Annotated in this window: 8 protein-coding genes; 4 read left to right on the top strand and 4 right to left on the bottom strand. The window is 47.9% G+C overall.

Annotation, left to right across the window (positions count from 1 at the left end; all coding sequences use genetic code 11):
- Positions 1-608: 608 nt before the first annotated feature.
- The 3 genes from NDI42_RS22770 to NDI42_RS22760 all read left to right on the top strand — a co-directional run bounded on the left by NDI42_RS22770 (position 609) and on the right by NDI42_RS22760 (position 4,445).
- Complete coding sequence (locus NDI42_RS22770) at positions 609-2,180, top strand: photosystem II high light acclimation radical SAM protein (RefSeq protein ID WP_190454831.1); 1,572 nt, start codon at positions 609-611, stop codon at positions 2,178-2,180.
- Between the two features lie 117 nt (positions 2,181-2,297).
- Positions 2,298-3,710, top strand: a complete 1,413-nt coding sequence (locus NDI42_RS22765) for a DICT sensory domain-containing protein (protein ID WP_190454828.1) — start codon at positions 2,298-2,300, stop codon at positions 3,708-3,710.
- A 93-nt stretch (positions 3,711-3,803) separates the two neighbouring features.
- Entirely contained in the window at positions 3,804-4,445 is a 642-nt protein-coding gene (locus NDI42_RS22760; protein WP_190454825.1) for a pentapeptide repeat-containing protein, read from the top strand.
- A gap of 147 nt (positions 4,446-4,592) precedes the next feature.
- Here the strand turns inward: NDI42_RS22760 and NDI42_RS22755 are convergent, their stop codons facing one another.
- Both NDI42_RS22755 and clpS read right to left on the bottom strand, forming a co-directional pair.
- Positions 4,593-5,432 carry a CPBP family intramembrane glutamic endopeptidase gene (locus NDI42_RS22755; RefSeq protein ID WP_199311133.1) on the bottom strand — a complete coding sequence of 280 codons (840 nt, stop codon included), beginning with the start codon at positions 5,430-5,432 and terminating at the stop codon, positions 4,593-4,595.
- 17 nt (positions 5,433-5,449) lie between these two features.
- Positions 5,450-5,731, bottom strand: coding sequence for an ATP-dependent Clp protease adapter ClpS (clpS, locus tag NDI42_RS22750; RefSeq protein ID WP_190424767.1), 282 nt, complete (start codon positions 5,729-5,731; stop codon positions 5,450-5,452).
- 287 nt (positions 5,732-6,018) lie between these two features.
- Here clpS and NDI42_RS22745 point away from each other — a divergent pair, with 287 nt between their 5' ends.
- Complete coding sequence (locus NDI42_RS22745) at positions 6,019-6,921, top strand: alpha/beta fold hydrolase (RefSeq protein ID WP_190454823.1); 903 nt, start codon at positions 6,019-6,021, stop codon at positions 6,919-6,921.
- A 62-nt stretch (positions 6,922-6,983) separates the two neighbouring features.
- Here the strand turns inward: NDI42_RS22745 and NDI42_RS22740 are convergent, their stop codons facing one another.
- Together NDI42_RS22740 and NDI42_RS22735 are read right to left on the bottom strand one after the other, a co-directional pair.
- The gene (locus NDI42_RS22740; RefSeq protein ID WP_190454819.1) at positions 6,984-11,444 is read right to left on the bottom strand and encodes a CHAT domain-containing protein; all 4,461 of its coding nucleotides are present in this window, start codon (positions 11,442-11,444) and stop codon (positions 6,984-6,986) included.
- Positions 11,445-12,176: 732 nt separating this feature from the next.
- Complete coding sequence (locus NDI42_RS22735) at positions 12,177-16,715, bottom strand: CHAT domain-containing protein (protein WP_190454815.1); 4,539 nt, start codon at positions 16,713-16,715, stop codon at positions 12,177-12,179.
- Positions 16,716-16,725 lie beyond the last annotated feature (10 nt).

Genomic DNA, 16,725 nt, shown 5'->3' with positions numbered 1-16,725 from the left:
AATTAATCCCAGAATTCAAGCTTAGCAACAAATCTCACCTCTTACACCTATTTTGCATTTTCTATCTTGATTAGCTATTCTTAACATTTTTACATAGCAAGTTCGGTAGAACCAATTTTTAGAAGTTGCAACTGGCGATCGCAAGCATGAATCGGCATCCCCCAGGGGGAGACTTGGGATTGGAGACCGACGCTTTTTCTCCCAAGTTGTAGGCTGGGCCCTTGGAACCTCAACCCAACAAATCCCAGTTTGGGATTTTTTACTTGTCTTCCTTGTCCCCCAAGTCCCCCAAGTCCCCCAAGTCCCCTTTTTCGCCTACACAGCAAAAATTAGCGCTACGCTCTTGTGAACTCAATGTTATCGTAAAGTTATATAAACAGATTTCAGAAACTTAATAGCTCAATAGTGCTGCTGTAGCCGATGATACTGGGCTAAAAATGGCTTCTTAAGCCGCTGTAGTAGGCAAAAATACCAAAAATGGCTCAAATCTCGATCAAGTCTTAGTCAAAATAATTCTTGAGAACTTTCTTGGAAAGCGAGAAGCTTTCTTAGACGGCATCCGTTAGCCAAGTTTGAATAGTCGTGAATCTGAATACAAAGAAAAAATAATGGAAAATCGAATTCTCTACGTCCGCCTACCCTGTAATCCCATCTTTCCAATTGGGGTTGTGTACTTAGCAGATCACGTACACAAACTGTTCCCAAACGTACAACAACGAATATTTGACTTGGGAACTGTACCGCCTTTGGATTTCGCCAGTGCGCTAGATACCTGCGTGGATGAATTCAAACCAACACTGTTAGTCTATTCCTGGCGCGATATTCAAATTTACGCGCCGGTAGGAGGCAGAGGTGGCAACCCACTGCAAAACGCTTTTGAATTTTACTATGCCCCAAATCCCTTAGTGAGATTACGGGGAGCATTGGGCGGCTTGCGAGTGACGACGGCATACTACACCGAACTTTGGCGCAACCAGGGATTAATTAAACGGGGGCTGAAACGCGCTCAGAAATACAACCCAAACGCTCAAACTGTTGTGGGTGGCGGTGCTGTCAGCGTGTTTTACGAACAACTGAGTAAGAGCTTACCGACGGGGACAATAGTTTCAGTAGGTGAAGGCGAGGCGTTGCTGGAAAAAATGCTTCGAGGGCAAGAATTCCGGGATGAACGGTGTTATGTGGTGGGAGAGACAAAGCCACGCGATCGCATGATCCACGAAAGCCCCACTCCCATCGAAAAAACCGCCTGCAACTACGACTACATCGAAACCATCTGGCCTGAATTTCAATATTACCTGCAAGACGAAGATTTCTATGTTGGCGTACAGACAAAACGCGGCTGTCCGCACAACTGCTGCTACTGCATTTACACCGTCATTGAAGGCAAGCAAGTACGCATCAACCCAGCGAATGAAGTTGTAGCCGAAATGCAACAACTTTATAACCGAGGTATCCGCAACTTCTGGTTTACCGATGCTCAATTTATCCCAGCCCGGAAATTCATCGACGATGCCGTTGAGTTGTTGCAAAAAATCATCGATGCCGGGATGAAAGATATACATTGGGCAGCTTACATTCGGGCAGACAACCTGACACCAGAATTATGCGATCTGATGGTAAAAACAGGGATGAACTACTTTGAAATCGGCATCACCAGTGGTTCTCAGGAACTCGTGCGGAAAATGCGAATGGGCTATAACCTCCGCACAGTATTAGAAAACTGCCGCGACTTAAAAGCAGCTGGATTCAACGATTTGGTATCTGTTAATTACTCATTTAACGTAATTGACGAAACTCATGAAACTATTCGCCAAACCGTTGCCTATCACCGGGAACTAGAGAAAATCTTTGGTGAAGATAAAGTCGAACCAGCCATCTTCTTTATAGGATTGCAACCGCACACCCATTTAGAAGAATACGCCTTCAAAAATGATATCCTCAAGCCAGGATATAACCCCATGAGCATAATGCCGTGGACAGCCAAAAAACTTCTCTGGAATCCAGAACCCCTTGGCTCATTCTTCGGTGAAGTTTGCCTCCAAGCATGGCAACAAAATCCCAACGACTTCGGACGCGAAGTCATGAAGATTTTAGAACAAAGGCTTGGATGTGCAGACTTAGAATCAGCCTTGGCTGCACCAATTGAGCCAAAGCCGAAACAGCTGGCAACAGTCTCCTAAAATATACTGGGGCAGGCATATTGCCCACTCCACAAAACCTCAAAATCTCTCCCTCTCTTTTGTCTATATTTAGCGCACTCTGCGCCGGAAGCGGTTAGTTTAACAAAAGTCCAAACCATGTTAGAAGGCTCAATTCTCCAACAGCTAGAAGCAGCCCACAAAACGGGCAAAAGACCAATAAGATTTGGGGTGTACTACAAAAACACCCTAGTATCCTTGTGCCATGCCCTGGAAGACCACATTTTAACTGAGGACAGTTTACCTCTAGTAATCGCAGCCTTCCAGCGGGGGAAATGGTATCTGCAAGAAGCGGATCGCTATGGAGAAATAGCACAAAAGGCGGGTCAGATTGTGATCATGGCGGCAGCGGATGCCGGTTTTAAAGAACACCCCACCAGCCAGATGCCCAACGTGGCATTAGTAGGATTAGATCCAGCCGATCCGGTAGCTGAAGAATGGCACCTGATCATAATTTCGCCTAGTTACACAGCAATGGTGCTTTGTCAAGAGCTGTCTGCGGAAGATTATGGTACAGCAGGACAACCAGCGTCAGACTTAGAGCGCAAATTTTATGGATTATGGACATTTGAGCCGGAGTTAGTAAAAGAGACAGTAGATTTAGCGATCGCGCACATCGCCCCCTACGATCCAGAACTTGAGAAAAAACTACTCGCCACAAGAGACAATATTCATCCATCTTTAGCTTCATCAGAGCAGCTAAGCGTGGTTGTGTCTCGCGTGATAGATTATCTCCAAGATGGGCAAGAAGACATATTATCTACAGGCGAGCATTCAAACATCCCTACAGGTTCTCGCCAACAAGCACTGGATCGCAACTTGGTTTCCAACGAAGTCCAAGCATTTCTGCGGATGGCGCAGCTGATGGATATGGCGGATGTCACTAACCCAATGGCAGCTGCTGAAGTCGTGGCGCTCTCCGAAATGATGGGACAGATCCTAGACTTACCTGCTTGGCAGATGAAGCGACTGCGCCTTGCAGGGTTGCTGCACCGCATCGATCCTTTGCAGAGTGCAGAAAGTATTTTGGAACCCAGTATGACGAAGCTTTACGACGATGAAGCACCGAGTTGTCCCCTGACTTGTCCTTTGGTGCCGGGGGCGCAAGCGTTGCGAACCATGCCACAATTACGGGCAGTAGCTCAAATCGTCACTCACCAGTCTGAATGGTGGAATGGCATGGGAACACCTGCGGGGTTGGCTGGGGATGAAATTCCCTTGGAATCGAGGATTTTAGCGTTAGTAGCAGATTTTCAGTGGCGATTAGCTAAAGCTAGAAAATCTGATCCTGACAGTGAAGAGAATTTGTCCAAAGCTTTAGATGGGTGTAGGCAAAAACAAGGCGATCGCTTCGATCCCAAACTTGTTGAAACTCTATCTCTGTTAGTCATGGGTATGCAACAGGGTTTAATTCTACCAGTTAGCCCAACTAAAGTAACAACGGCAATGTGGCTGTTAGATGCTAACTTGTATAGCGGTACAACTACACAACCCAACCGCGTTGCAAATTAGGGCAAAAGGTAAAAATACATCAAGCTAATGGCTAATAGTATTAAAACAACAATTAGCCATCCTTCAATCCTTCAATCCTTCAAATAGGAATCAATGGACATCGAAGCAATTCGCTTAGGCAAACTCAAGCAACTACCAGGTGCCGATTTAGAAGACGAAGACCTCTCTAGCGTCGATTTGCGGGGGATTAATCTCGCTGGTGCTAATCTCGTCGGTACAAATTTTAGTGGCTCAAATTTAGAACGCGCCCGTCTAGATGGCGCTAATTTAATCGAGAGTCTTTTAGCGGGGGCAGATTTGCGGGCTAACCTGTTGGGCGCTAACTTGATGCAAGCTGACTTAACTGGTGCTGACTTGCGGGGAAGCAACCTGCGGGGCGCGAATTTGATGGGGACTAAGCTAACCCAAGCGTCTTTTGCTGGTGCTTTCTTAAGCGGCGCTAACTTGATGAGCGTGAATTTGCAGGGTGTAGATTTACGCAGTGCTGACTTGCGAGGCGTAAACTTGAGCGGTGCTAATCTCCAAGGTGCAGATTTGAGTCAAGCAGATTTGCGAGGTGCTTTGCTTACTGATGCAAATTTGGAAGAAGCCGACTTAAGGGGTGCAAATCTCGCTGGTGCTAATTTGTCAGGAGCAAATCTGCTTTGTGCTGAGTTAGATGGTGTTAATTTGACTGGAGTGAATCTGGAAAGAGCGTGTCTGGTTGGTACATCTGCGGCACAAATGGTTTTTTAACTTCTTTGAGTGCATAAATTATGGTATAAATTTCCGGTACCAATTTTAATGAAAGTAGCGGCGGAACTGCATTACCAACTTGGGTGCGGTTAAACTACACAATACACAATTATCGGGGAATGTTTGCTATCAGAAAAGCGCGATCGCTCAAGACGAGATTTTTGGCGATCGCGATCGCATCCTCATCAAAAACGCCAAAACTCCCAAAAACATCAACCCCATCGCCCCAGCCAAAGGATTCTTATCAACACCAGTAATCCAGTCAGAAACCCGACCAGAATATTGCACCATTTGCCCTACATTAATGATGTAATATCCCCAAACCATACCAGCGTGCAGACCAATCGATAAACCGAGGCGACCTTTGCTTCCACGCTTCGCCCACACCAGCGTTAAGCCAAACAATATCAACCCCGGAAACCCAGGTAAAGTCCGCAGAATCTCCGCAGGCGGCTTCAGAAAGTGCAGCAAGGCAAATATTAAAACATCTGCCCACAGAACCACGCGAGGGCGATAATCTCGTTCCAGTTCATCCAGCAGCCAGCCCCGGAATACCAATTCCTCTGCCAAACCAATACCCAAAGCGCTAGCTAAACCTTCGACAACCAACCTGGGTAAAACAACTGTGGGACTTTGCCAAACCAGCCAACCCAACAGCCCCTCCAGCCAAAACAAACTGAAGGTAATAATGACACCAACACCAAGCCCAGATAAAAGCTCTAATCCGTTTCGTCGCGTTCCTTGCAAACCATAGCTTCGTAGCAAATGGGATTGCTGATAGACATTCTGACCCCAAAACCTCAGTAGCAACAGAAACTCGACGAACAACAGCCCCATAGTCAGGATAGTGACCAAGTTACTATCCTTGACAAATATGTAAATTGGTGATGCTAGAGGCAACCAGATTGAGAGCAAGCTTAGGAAAAATAAGCCCAGCCGCACGGGCGCTGGGTACTGGGCTAAACGGACGAGGTTTAATTTAAACAACCCTTGCCTCTTAAGCGCTACTCGTCTGGTTCAATTGTGCTGGTCAGACCGTGATTTTTCAAAGTTTCGCAATAAAACTCCGCGTGTTCCTGGGCGCAGGTAATTACTAAGGCCAGCCCGTTAGTGTGAGCTTCCATCATAATGCTGACGGCCTGAGGTTGCGTGATATTTGGCACCGTCGTTATCAATATCTGCACCACGTACTCCATTGGGTTGAAGTCATCATTATGGAGCAACACACGATAACGAGGCGCGAGTTTACGGACTGTTGAACGCTTTTCTACAGTTTCGACAGACACTGCTCTCCCCTCTTTTGTGTTATTTACAGTTATCTACAACTAAGCAATTTTACTTGAAATCTCCTTTTTTCTGCCCCAGCAGCGATGCGAAGAGAGTGCGTAAGCGTTGCGAACGAGCTTGCGACTACCGCTTCTGGGTTGGATCATTCAAGGCAAACTTTAAGATTTGATCGCTGCTTTTTTTATATTACTCAACACTCGCAAAATCTGCTAACTCGACGCCCAAAACCACCCAACCCTTCGTCCAAGCTAAAATAAAGAAGTTAACATTACTTAATATTCCTCTGATGCAGGCAACTCCAGCGGCTTCTACTGCCCCCATCCCTGGCACGTATTGGCAATGGCGAGGGCAGTCCATTTATTATGTAAAGGCGGGACAACGGCACCCCGAACGCCCACCCCTGTTATTGATTCATGGCTTTGGTGCCTCCACAGACCACTGGCGCAAGAATATTACTGGACTTAGTAAAGATTTTGAAGTTTGGGCAATTGACTTGCTAGGCTTCGGACGTTCCGCCAAACCGGAATGGCAGTATACCAGCGACTTATGGCGCGACCAGCTGCATGATTTCATTACCAGCGTCATTGGTCAACCTGCTTTAGTGGCAGGGAACTCTTTAGGCGGCTATGCGGCGTTGTGTGTGGCAGCTCAATGTCCGGAGCAGGCGGCGGGTTTAGTATTGCTCAATAGTGCTGGCCCGTTTACAGTTAAAGATCCTGCCCCCGAACCTCATCCCTTTCAAAAAGTGCTGGGTGAGGCAACCCAATCAATTTTTCAGCAACCGTGGGCAAGTTTTTTGCTGTTTCAGTACGTGCGGCAACGCTCGGTGATTCGCAATACGCTAGAGAAAGTTTATCTCGACAAGAGTGCGATTACAGAGCAGTTGATAGACGAAATATATCGTCCTTCCTGTGACGATGGTGCTGTGCAAGTGTTTGCCTCGGTATTTAGAACCTCCCAAGGCGAAAAAGTTGATGTTTTATTACAGCAGCTGCGCTGTCCGTTGTTAATGCTCTGGGGAGAAGCAGACCCTTGGATAAATGCTAAAGAGAGGTCAGAGAAGTTTCGCAAATTCTACCCTCAACTGACAGAACATTTTCTGCGGGCGGGTCATTGTCCCCATGACGAGGTGCCAGAACAGGTGAATGCGCTGATTCGCAACTGGGCATTAAACAATATTGAGTGTTGAATGTTGAGTTTTGAGTTTGTCAAGAAATTTTCTTAGTTGAAAACTCAAAACTCAAAACTCTATTACCAGGGATTCCCAATTATGGTGAAAGCTGCCCAGTAATAGGGATGCGCGAGACTCTTACTTCCTTGTCTTGACAGTTCTGGAGGTAGCACCATATTTCCCTTGAGAGTAACCATTTGATTGCCCTCAATGCGTATTTTCCCATTGAGCATCGCTATCTGCGCCTCTCGTAATGCCTGGGCTTTGGTGGGGGTTTCTTTCAATTGTTCGTAGAAGTTGGTCATCAGTCCCAGTGTTCCGGCATCGTTGACGTACCATAGACTGCCCAGTGCCGACTTTACGCCTGCCTGAATAGCTAAGCCAGCAAAGCCCATCTCTGCTTGTTCGCTGCCTAGTGCTGTGCGACAGGCACTTAGCACTAATAACTCCACAGGCGGATCGTTCCAGCCCATTTGTCGCAGTTGGTCTAATCGGAGTTTGGTGTCCCATAGCTGAATGTAAGATTTGCTGGGGGGACCAAACTCAAATTCGGCATGGGTTGCCAAGTGGACGATGGCAAAGGGCTGCGAACTGCTGCGTTGCGACTTGAGATTTTTTAGGGTGAAGGTATCGTTGAGGAAGGACTTGCCCTTCCACAGATTTGGTGTGATGCTAGCCAACTCCAGAGGTACTGCTGGTAAGGGGCTGTGGTTGGGGAATTTCGCCATTCCCATTGCCAGGACTTGAGAGTTTTTGATGTCTTTGTGTGTGGTATCGGTGAGGCTGAGACTGGGCATCATCCCGACGCTGTAGTTCTGCACGAGAAACTTTTGACCATCGTGGAGAGCAGCCATAGGGATAGAGCGTAAGCCTGTGTCTGGGATGAAGACCAGATTCTGGATACCTTGCTGTTGTAAATCAGCGGCGATGGGTGCTATCAGCCACTTATAGAGTTGTTGGGCTGGAGCTAGGTAGCCGTTCTGTTTTCGGGGGTTAATGACTTGGGAGCGGAATTTATTGGCAATGTTGAGAACTTGCGATCGCATTGTCCCATCAACCCGCTTGCGAATTGGTACACCATCTGATGTCACTACCATTAATTCCAGCTGGTCGTTATCATGCACAGTCCGAATTTGGGTCACTGTGCTTGGGGAACTAGACTGTTGCTGGGTTTCTGGTTTGTTTGATTGCTCCATGACAGCGTTTGCTGTCCCACTGGGTGCAGCCGTCTGGGGGACAAAAGCTATATAGATGAGTGCAGGTTTAACTCCAGTTGCTTGCTCAATTTTTTGTAGATTTGCCTGAGCATCTGCCAGTGTTGTAATTCGAGGTTGAGCATCCAGCCCTAAATATTGCTCAAATTGCCGCGTATAGGATTCATCAAGCGCAGAAATCGAGTCTCCACTTCTATCTGAAACTGATGGCACGTTTGCCTGTACCGATTGTTTCGGTGATGAATTAGCCTCTTGGGAAGAGTTGAGAGGGCGGCCTGCCTGATCTGTTTGACCATCTCCGGAGCTTGCTTGACCATCTCCGGAGCTTGCTTGACCATCTCCGGAGCTTGCGCGATCGCTGCCAGCGTCAGTTTTGCTACCTCCAGAGCTTGGTTTGTTGGTAGTCGTGCCACCAGTACCGCTACCACTGTTACTACCAGTGCCGCCAGTGCTTCCCGTGCCGCCATTAGAGCTGTCTGTACTGCTGCCACTACCTTGGTTGCCGCCCGTGCTGCCACTACCTTGGTTGCCGCCCGTGCCACCTGTGCCACCTGTGCTGCTATCCGTGTTGCCTGAGCTGGCACCCGTGCCACCACCTGTGTTGCCACCTGTGCTACCACCTGTGTTGCCCGTGCCACCTGTGTCACCACCTGTGCTGCCCGTGCCACCTGTGCTACCACCTGTGTCACCACCTGTGCTGCCCGTGCCACCTGTGCTGCCACCTGTGCTACCACCTGTGTCACCACCTGTGCTGCCCGTGCCACCTGTGCTACCACCTGTGTCACCACCTGTGCTGCCCGTGCCACCTGTGCTACCACCTGTGCTACCACCTGTGTCACCACCTGTGCTGCCCGTGCCACCTGTACTGCCACCTGTGTCACCACCTGTGCTGCCTCCGCCCGACGGGTTTTGGTTCCCCCCCGGTGGGTTTTGGTTGCCGCCTGTGTTCCCTGTGCTACCGCCCGTGTTCCCTGTATTGCCGCCTGTATCCCCACCAGGCGGTGGGTTTTGGTTGCCGCCTGTGTTCCCTGTGCTACCGCCCGTGTTCCCTGTATTACCGCCTGTATCCCCACCAGGCGGTGGGTTTTGGTTGCCGCCTGTGTTCCCTGTGCTACCGCCCGTGTTCCCTGTATTACCGCCCGTATTCCCACCAGGCGGTGGGTTTTGGTTGCCGCCTGTGTTCCCTGTGTTGCCGCCCGTGTTGCCTGTATTGGTATTAGTACCTGTTGTTGGTCTTACGTTAGCCGAAGCTGCCGCATCGCCCGGCCCCTGCTCAGACTGATCTATAGTTTTATGTGTAATGTTTCCAGAGGCGGTGAGATTCACAGCACCCGAATCACCCGGTCCCTGCTCGCTTGCATCTAAGTTGCCGACGTTAATGGTGCCGCCAGTTGACAAAACCGTTATTGAACCAGCATTGCCTTGGCTTTGATCTGCGGTTGTTATATCGCCTGCGCTAATGTTGCTTCTGGCAGTTAAATTTACAGAACCTGCATTACCGGGGCCTTGATCGCTTGTGATTATATTCCCGGCGATGATGTTGCCGGAGCTGGATGTCAAAGATACACCTCCAGCATTGCCTTGGCTCTTAGCTGAAGTATCTATATTTCCAACGGTTACACCTGTTGCTCCTGAAATTGATACAGTTCTACCCTCGGCAACAATGGTGTCTCCTCGATCCATAGAAAAAGCTCCACCCGCCGTAAAGGAGATCCTTCCTGTGCCAGGATCAAAGGTCAAAGCGTTATCTGTTAATTTCTCGATTGTAATATTGTTACTGGCTTGTAGACTTATGTTGGTACTGCCAGAAATACCCTCTAGTTCTGACTCGTAGATGATTGTAGGTCCGGGGTCGCCAGAGAGTATGCGAGCAGTAGTGCCGGAAGGATCGCCTGCAAATGTGTTCGTTCCGTCCGCCGCACCGTCACCGCTGCCGCTGTTGATTTTGATGTCTACTGGATCTAGTAGCAAGGTTCCCATAGTACCTTTCGGTGCTTGGGTATCGACTGTGCCTTTGAAATTCAGGTTTATCTTGCCTGATACTTCGACAAAGCCGCCATTACCTGAATTATCGCCACCACGGGCGCTGATGTTGCCAAAAAACTCTGTAGCTTGATCTGCCCAGACGATGACACGCCCACCATCTCCGTTAAGAAGACTGTTGGCATTAATTGTAGAAGTGCTATCAATATAGGTGCGTTCGGCGTTTGGTACTGTACCTTTACCTTGATAGTCGCCGCCGATTAACACGCTTCCACCGCCATTTGTGCCAGAGGCGTTTATATTTGCACCTACCAGCCCAACTTGGTTGCCTAGAATTTGCACTTTGCCGCCCGTTTGTCCGGAAACATTGAGATTGCCGGAGGCGATCACTACTCCTGGTTCTGTGGGAATGCTAATGTTAGAACCTGTTAGCACCACTTGACCACTGCTATTGACTGTTAGCCCTGTGGCATTAACCCCACCACCTCCAGTTAACAACTGGGGAAGCGAGGGTGCTACCGAGGGGGATGGGGCGATGGGAACAGATGGGGGAAGCGGTTGAACTTCTAAACTCAGTACATTCCCTGGTTGGCTCAGACGTACCATGTTTTTACCTGGTACGGCTGTCACGGTGATATTACCCTCTGGTGCTTGCAGGTTTCCCGTGTTTACTACAGTGCCGCCGAGTAAGGCTATATCTTTTCCTAGTGGTACGCTCAACTGCCCTGCGTTGACAATCGCACCAGGCTGAGCGTTGGTGAAGGCAAAGGCGTTGGGATTCCCATTCAGGGCTGCGTAGTTATTATTACCATATGCACTTAACCAGTTGTCACCAAAGCCTATTCCTGTGGCAGTGGTAGCCGTAAAGCTGGCTGGGACATTCAGGCTTGCTCCTGAGCCAAACACAATTCCTGCTGGGTTCATCAGGAAGAGGTTGGCGTTGCCATTTGTTACCTGTATAATCCCGTTAATTACGGAAGCGTTACCACCTGTGACGCGACCTAATATATTTTGAATTCCTGGTAGCGATATAAAATTGGCAATTTGGTTCGCATCCAGACCAAACTGGGTAAAGCTGTGGAAAAGGTTCGTTTGATCGTTGGAAACTTTGCCGCCTGTGATGTCAAAGCGATCGCCATTGGTGTTGACTTGGGTGCCAGTGTCCGCATCAGGTACGATCGGTTGTGGCTGCGCGATCGCTAATTTTATCCCCATAGGGCTGCTTACAGGCAAAAAGCTCAACGCTAAAGGCAAAATTAGGTATCTTAGCCCTTTTCCTGTTTCCTTCCCTACTTGATTTTTGGCTTTCAGCAAAAAGCTGATTGAGCAAACACCGACTTTCATCTTACTAATTCCTGCAAAGAAACACCCGACTCGTTTCAGAATCTGGAACTGTTACCCCAACGGCTTGCGGGTAGCAGGAAACCAGAAATTTGGTAAGATTGCACCGAGTCTTTCTGGCACTATTAGGTAGTAGATGGCTGGTAAACTTTTAATTAACTGCCACAGAGATAATACTATCTCTCTTGTTTTCCAGACTATCCTGCGAAAGTATCCTAACCATATTTTTAACATATTAATCTTAATAAGATGTGTTACTATAGTTTTATTTATTTAGGTATATACACTTAGGAAGACATTTATTTCCTAAAGGAAGTGGATATAACTTTAAAATATGTATTTACTAAAATTAAGTTGCTTTAGAGATGTCCCCTTCCAGACCTGTATCTGGGGGTTGCCAATCATCCTCAAGGTCGCTGTCACCAGGGATAGGGAAAAATCATACTTCCCACCTTGCTGAGTTTAGGCTGCTTGGCTATCCGTACCAAGGGTGATTATACTGACTCTTTAGTCTGGGCGCAACTATCCTTTGGTAGAACTACCAGCGCCTGAGCGTATGTTTGATGTTGACTAGGGATTGGGGACTTCTGTGATTCAACCGCGCCGAGTGTCGCCACCACTCAAGACAAATAATTCGGAGATTCGATTGGCTAGAATTCTAGCAAACCGCGATCGCTTCCTCCAGGGGAAAGAGCGATCGCGCGAGTAGCGCCTGGTATTTACACCATCCCGCCCCTACCAAGGGTTGCCAATCATTGTAAAAGCTGCCCAGTAGTAGGGATGCTGAAAGTTTTCGTCTCCCCTAGAAACAAGAGACGTTGGCAAGGGGAAGTAGCCATTAGAAGTGCGGATTTGACCACCCTCAAGGCGTACTTGCCCTTTGAGCATTGCCAGCTGAGTCCTACGTAGCGCTTCTGCTTTAATCGGGGCTTTTTTCAATTCCTCATAAAAGTTACTCATCAGCCCCAAAGTACCTTCATCTGACACGTACCATAAAGAAGCCAGCGCTGATTTCACTCCAGCTTGCACTGCTAATCCGGCAAAACCTAACTCTGCTTGTTCATCTCCCAAAGCTGTACGACAGGCGCTTAGCACTAATAATTCTACTGGGGGATCGTTCCAGCCGAGCTGCCGCATCTGGTCTAATCGCAGCTGAGTGTCCCAAAGCTGGATGTAGGAGTTGCTGGGAGCGCCTGGTTTAAATTCTGCGTGAGTGCCTAAGTGTACAATTCCGAAGGGTTGTTTTTGGCGCTGTGCCTTGAGATTATTTAGGGTGAAAGCTTCGTTCAGGAAAAATTTGCCTGACCACAGAGTATCAGCGATGATGGATAATTCTGCTGGAACTGCTGGTAAGGGGTTTTGCGTGGTAAATTTGGCAGCACCCATTGCCAAAACTTGGGAATTTTTGATGTCGCGGTAACGAGTATCGGTGAGACTAAGACTGGGCATCAAGCCGACGCTGTATTTTTCTATCAGAAATCCTTTACCATCGTGGAGGGCGGCGACAGGTAGGCTCCGCAACCCGGCATCCATGAGAAATACGAGATTATTTATTTTGCGATCGCTTAAATCTCCTTCCAAAGGTGCGATCAGCCACTGATAGAGTTGCTGGCCAGATTTCAGGTAGCCTCGCGTTCTCATAGGTTTGGTCAGTTCACCCCGAAATTCTTGGGCGAATTTGAGAACTTTACCTCGCGTTGCTCCTGCTATCCTCCGGCGAATTGGTGGTTTCTTGGCTGTCACAATCAAGATTTCCAGTTGGTCGCTATCCTGTGACCGGGGATTTTCTGTCCCCGTTGTTGCAACTGCCTGGGGTACAAAAGTTACATAAACTAGGGCAGGTTTAATGCCTGTGGATTTCTCAATTTCGGCAGTAATTTCCCGCGCCTCGTCTAAGCTGGCCAGCTGAGTATCGGCAATTGCTCCCAAATATTGCTGAAATTGCAGCGTGAAACCCTGGTCAACTTGTGCAAAAAACGGGTCAATTTCAACAGAGACAAGTTGAATAATCGGTTGTAGTTGGGTAAGGGGTTGTTCCTGGGGTGGTGATAAATCTCTAGACAGTCGCCTTGGTGTTGGTATAGGAGTTGGTACAGGTGTTGGTATAGGAGTTGGTATAGGAGTTGGTATAGGGGTTGGTACAGGTGTTGGTACAGGGGTTGGTACAGGTGTTGGTGGCGGTGGTGGCGGAGAAACATTGATGGAAAGCTGTAGCGGTGCGGAGAAGGAAACGCGATCGCTGGCGCTAATCGTCAAAGCATTAATCTGACCAATAACCCCTGCTGGCGGCGTGTAAACTAAAACGTCGTTAACAGACAAAACCGTGCCAGGGACAATTGGCGTGCCATCTTGTCTTGTTAGCGTTCCCCCATTAATTGCATCCAGACGTACTGAGGTGAAGTCATTATTTGTATCGTTCACTCCTGTAGTTAAATCTGCCAATGTGAAGGTAATTGACTGATTTTGTTGCACATCTGGTAGCAGGGAATTTGCTGTTATTGTTGGTGCTTGGTTGATGAAGGTGATTCTGATACCATTGACGGTGGGATCGCCGACATCAAAGGTGTTGTCATTGGGAATTAAAGTATTGACATTCGGAATGGTTTGTGTCGGAGAAATTATCTGACCGTTCCCAATACTTCCACCCGTATCAATAGAGCCTGCTGTACCGTTATTCGTCGCATCACCGACGATAAATCTAAAATTATCTCGCCCTCCATTGTGTTGAATTGCCACAGATCCGCCTTGAGCTGAGTCCGGAGCAAATTGGCTAAATCCTTGAGTCTGAATGGTAGCACCGCTGTTGAGTAGTCCGGTTCCTTGAACAACTCCGGAAGCCGTGATGATTACATCTCCACCTATAGTATCTCCACCATCTACATCTGTAGCTTGGGTGTTTATGGTTGTAAACCTAACATTGTTTCCCGCATCTAAAGTTACAGCGCCACCTGTGATATCAAAACCTGTTATTGAGGTATCGATAGCCCCAGTTTCTATATTGCCAGTAGCAGTATTCCCTGTAGCAGTTAAGCTCACTACACCACTGGTATCCCTATCGCCAGAGGTAGTAATGTTGCCTGTAAGAATGTTGCCGTTGGTGGCATCAATATTTACGTTTCCACCATCACCATTTCCACCAAAAGCATTAATGTTGCCTGTAAGAATATTGCTGTTTGTGGCATTAATAATTACATCTCCACCATTGCCAGGACTACCAGAAGTAATAATGTCATCTGTAGTAATGTTGCCGCTGGTGGCATTGAGGAGAACATTGCCAGGATTACCATAAAAACCAGAAGTGTCGAGAGTGCCTGTGGTGATCGCGCCGCTGTTGTTGATGATTGAAATTGGCCCACCTTGGATGTCATCTGTAGTAATGTCGCCGTTGGTAGCCGTAATGGTAATAGGAGCGTCCTCAAAGCCAGTAGTGGAATCTAATATGCCAGTCTCGATCCCGCCGTTGTTGTTGGTGATTGAAATTTCCCCACCTTCTGTTGTGACATCATCTATAAGAATGTTGCCGTTAGTAGCATTAATGAGAACGCTACCACCAAAACCACCGTAGAAAGAAGTGGTGTCGAGAGTGCCAGTAGCGATCGCGCCGTTGCGACTGGTGAGTTGAAGATCCCCCGCACCTGTTTGGATATTTCCTAAAGTCAGGCTTGCTCCTGTAATTGATAAATTTGCCCCATTACTATTGATGGTGTTTGCTGAATTCATTACAAACGAACCCACACCATCTAGATCGGCATCGGCAAGAAAAGTAATTGATGTAGCCTGCCCAAAGCCAAATTCCAGAACGCCGTCAGTCGTAAGATTATCAATTGTGATATTGTTAGTCGCTTGCAAAATCACATCGCCAAAGTTAACTGCTTGCTCCAGTGCTGTTTCCGAGATAATGAAATCAGCCGGAGGGTCGCCAAAAAGAATTTGACCATCTGCTAATTGAGCATCTTGCGCTCCCGGCCCCGCACTTTGATCTGTAACCCTGATATTCACTGGATCGAGTAGCAAGGTTCCTGCACTACCTTTATCAGCACTCGTATCCACCTTCCCTGTAAAACTTAAACCCTGCTTACCCGACACTTCCACAAACCCGCCATCGCCGGAATTGCTGCCGCCACGGGCGCTGATGTTGCCATGAAATTCTGTTGCATCGTCTGCCCAAACGATGACGCGCCCCCCATTGCCATTGATTTTGCTGTCGGCATTAATTGTAGAGTCTTTACTTACATAAGTTCTAGAGGCGTTTGGCACCGTCCCTTTACCTTGATAGTCGCCGCCTATTAGCACCGTTCCGCCGCCTGAGTTCCCGGAAGCGTTGATATTGGCACCAACTAACCCCACTTTGTCGCCCAAAACCTGCACTTTGCCGCCAGTGTCGCCTTGTACGTCTGCATTGCCAGATACAATCGCTGTACCTGGATCTGTGGGTATCCCAATGCCAGATCCTGCGAGTACCACCTGACCGTTGCTGTTGACTTTTAGCCCTGTGGCGTTACTAATATCTCCACCCGTCAGCATCTGAGCTAAGGATGAATCTGCCGCTTTTTGAGTCGCCGGAACCTCTATACTCAGTAAATTTCCTGGTTGAGCAATCCGCACTAATCCACCGGGAACCGCTGCTACGGTGATATTGCCGCCTGGTGCTGCGAGTCGCCCAGTATTAACCACCACACCACTAAGTAAGGTGAGGTTTTGATTTTGTCCTACCGCCAAGTCGCCACCATTGACTATTGCACTCGCTTGGGTAGCACTCAGATTAAAAAGGCTGGGAGTTCCCGATAAATCTGCATAATTATTGTTACCAATAGCATTAAACCAATTGTTGTTACCGAAGCCGATGCTAGTGGCAGTGGTGGCGGTGAAAGAAGCAGGCACGCTTAATTTGGCGTTGTTGCCAAATATAATGCCTGCGGGATTCATTAGGTAAAGGTTGGAATTGCCGCCGATTACTTGAATTAAACCATTAATTCTAGAAGCATCTCCTCCCACAACCCGCCCTAAAATATTCTGAATGTTTTGGTTGGTGAGAAAGTTAGCAGTTTGAGCGGAATTTAGATCAAATTGGTTAAAGCTGTGAAAGAGATTATCTCCTTGTCCTGAGAGTTTACCCCCACTGATGTCTAATCGAGTGCCATCAACGTTGACAATGGTTCCAGTGCCATCAGCAGCTGGGACAATGGGTTGCGCGATCGCTTGTTTTATTCTTATAACTCCCACAAAAGGCAATATTACCAGCAACCATTTTATTCTTTTTGCTACCAGTTTCATGCTGCTCTCA

Origin of the sequence: Funiculus sociatus GB2-C1 (assembly GCF_039962115.1) — a bacterium.
Classification (GTDB): domain Bacteria; phylum Cyanobacteriota; class Cyanobacteriia; order Cyanobacteriales; family FACHB-T130; genus Funiculus; species Funiculus sociatus.
The sequence above is the reverse complement of the archived record's forward strand: the minus strand, read 5'-3'. Positions and strand labels throughout refer to the sequence as shown.